General features: G+C 62.0%; 2 protein-coding genes. One reads left to right on the top strand and one right to left on the bottom strand.

The genetic code is table 11. The features are described from left to right. On the bottom strand, positions 1-924 hold a 924-nt coding region (locus NW863_RS00020; protein ID WP_414363701.1), incomplete at its 3' end, for a TIGR03985 family CRISPR-associated protein. 135 nt (positions 925-1,059) lie between these two features. Between NW863_RS00020 and crn3 the strand changes: the two genes are divergently transcribed. Further along, the gene (crn3, locus tag NW863_RS00015; protein ID WP_414363699.1) at positions 1,060-1,965 is read left to right on the top strand and encodes a CRISPR-associated ring nuclease Crn3/Csx3; all 906 of its coding nucleotides are present in this window, start codon (positions 1,060-1,062) and stop codon (positions 1,963-1,965) included.

The raw sequence follows: 1,965 nt of genomic DNA, 5'->3' as shown, positions 1-1,965 counted from the left end.
AGGGTCAGACCAGGGCACCACTGTCAGGCGAGGCGAGCGAATGCGATCCAGGCGAAAATTGTGCCAGCCCAGGGATCCGGCAGCCTGCGGGAGCTGACCAAAGGCCGCCAAATACTTGGCGCGGCGGGCATAAAACAGGCAAACCGGGTAGGTGAAAACCCTTTGGATCCCGTGCTGGCGGGTTTCGTAATCAAAGCGGATCAGCCCTGCCGCCGGTTTTGTCCAGAAGGCCTCTAGCTGGTTTTGGTATTCGTCCACCCGCTCCTGCTGTTCGTCGGAGAGGATGTATTCAAACCAGACAAACAGCCGCCGCTGCCGGTGTTGATGACCTCTCCAGATATCGTCCAGCAACACCTGCACATCGGGATGCACAAAGGCCACGTCGCTGAGGACGTGGTAGATCTGCTCAAGCTGGCCGCCCGACAACGTCAAGGCCGAGGCAGCCGTCGGCAAGGAGGGGCGATCCCCGGCGGCGCGGCAGCGAAAGTTATCTCTTCGCTTGGAGTTGGCCTCGATTGGCTGCAGCCAGCCCCGAGCGGCCAGGTAGTCCAGCTCTTTGCGCAGGGTGCGGTGGGTCTTGAAAAAGGGCCGGCTAGCCAGCAGCGTCTCCAGATGGGGAACTTCGGCTTTCAAGACGGCCACCAGGTCGGGATCCTTTAGCCAAAAGCTCAGGGGCTTCTGGCAAATGCAGCCGGGATCCGGGCAGGCGATCCCATGGGGCAAATCCTGCTTGGGGTGGTGGTTCGAGAAGAGGCGATCCCGAAGGTGGGTGTAGCCAAAGGTCTCTGGCAGATCCGGCCAACGGTTTTCGCCATAGAGGCACTGGAGCAGCACCCACAGACGCACCGCCCGCTCCAGGCGCTCTGGCAACTGTCCGCCCGCCAGCCAGCGCAACACCTCCACCGTCAGAGGCAGCTCGTTCATCTCCTCTCTCTCCTCCAAAGCCAGCCCCAGCGCAGGGCCCGATCCCTCCACTCCTACTCTGCCAACAATTGGAAGCTCCCGATTCCAATCTTTTCCATACTGGAGCCAGTCTGTTGTCATTTCGTCCCCATTGCTATGGCTGCTGTAGTACTGCAGTTGCGGTCTGGCTATCTGGCCCATTGGCCGCAGAAACCCCATCTTGGCGGGCTATCGTTTCAGGTCATTGAAATCGAGTTGACCCGGCCGGATCGGCTGGTTTTCCCGGAAGACCTGGCCCAACTGCGCCTGCCTCCTGGGATCGATACCCGCTTGGGAGTGGTGCTGAGCGGGCGCGCCCCCATTTGGCTCTACGGCTGGTTGGTGCATGAGTGCCACTTCACCCGCTGGGTGGCCTGCTACGACCCGCGACTGGGGGCAGTGGTGGTCTCCAGCCACAGCCCAGAGGTGCAGGTGGGCGAGATCATCCCCTGGGTGCAGGGCAGGCCAGGCTCAGAATTGGCGGCGGCAGTGATGGTGGTGGGCCCTCCGGATAGCGGTAAAAGCCGCCTGGCCCGCGCTCTTTTCGAGGCCCTGCTGCCCCAGGATCCCAACGTTTATCTACAGCGGGCCCACTGGGATGGGGAAGGAAATTGGACGTTGGATCTGCCGCCGGAAGAAGCCAAAATCCTCAAGCACCGCTACCGGGGACGCTTAACTCCTGAATTTTTCAGCTTCCACGCCCAGGCCATCCTGGCCCTGCGCCAACAAAAAAGCTTGGTGATCGTGGATGTGGGCGGCAAGGTGGATCCCCACAAGCAGCCGGTCCTGGAAGCCTGCTCCCATTACCTCTTGGTCAGCCGGGATCCGGCGGCCATTCCCCTCTGGCATGAGTTTTGTCGGGATCGGGGCAACCTGCGGTGTGTGGCTGTCCTGCACACGGGCCCCTGCCAGGAAGATCTGCCCAGGGATCCCAACCAACTGGAGCTGTGCTGGGATCCCGCCTCTCCGCTGCCCGCCGAGCTAGTGCGGGCGGTGCGAGGCTTGGTCGACTCGGCAGGATAA

Origin of the sequence: Synechococcus sp. B60.1, from assembly GCF_047462555.1 — a bacterium.
GTDB lineage: Bacteria > Cyanobacteriota > Cyanobacteriia > Thermostichales > Thermostichaceae > Thermostichus.
Note: the sequence above shows the minus strand (reverse complement) of the source record. Positions and strands in the feature narration are given on the sequence as shown.

What these genes read in the sequence shown, in the direction of transcription:
- crn3 (WP_414363699.1), top strand. Translation starts at nt 1,060, where the DNA reads ATGGCTGCTGTAGTACTGCAGTTGCGGTCTGGCTATCTGGCCCATTGG.